This is a genomic window from Actinomadura sp. NBRC 104425 (assembly GCF_030269545.1).
Classification (GTDB): Bacteria; Actinomycetota; Actinomycetes; order Streptosporangiales; family Streptosporangiaceae; genus Spirillospora; species Spirillospora keratinilytica.
Genome location: NZ_BSTN01000120.1, coordinates 1 through 400 on the forward strand (window position 1 = coordinate 1; position 400 = coordinate 400).

The 400-nt window shown below is 64.8% G+C and carries 1 protein-coding gene; it reads left to right on the top strand.

The window, feature by feature from the left end:
* Window positions 1-14: 14 nt before the first annotated feature.
* On the top strand, window positions 15-400 hold a 386-nt coding region (locus QSK22_RS33375; protein WP_502872404.1), incomplete at its 3' end, for an AMP-binding protein.

A 400-nucleotide genomic window follows, 5' to 3' on the forward strand; every position in this document is an offset into this window, starting at 1 on the left:
GCAATGTGGTGCGGTTGCTGCGGTCGACGGAGTGCTGGTTCGATTTCGGGCCGGATGATGTGTGGACGTTGTTCCACTCCTACGCCTTCGACTTCACCGTGTGGGAGCTGTGGGGTGCGTTGGCGTACGGCGGTCGTCTGGTGGTTGTGCCGTATTTGACGTCGCGTTCTCCGGAGGATTTCCTCAAGCTGCTGGAGGCGGAGAGGGTCACGGTGTTGTGCCAGACGCCGTCGGCGTTCTACCAGTTGATGGCCGCCGACCGGGAGGCGCCCGGTGCGGATCTGGCGTTGCGGTTGGTGGTGTTCGGCGGTGAGGCGCTGGAGCTGGGGCGGCTGGAGGACTGGTACTCGCGGCACCCGGACGACGCTCCGGTGCTGGTGAACATGTACGGCATCACCGA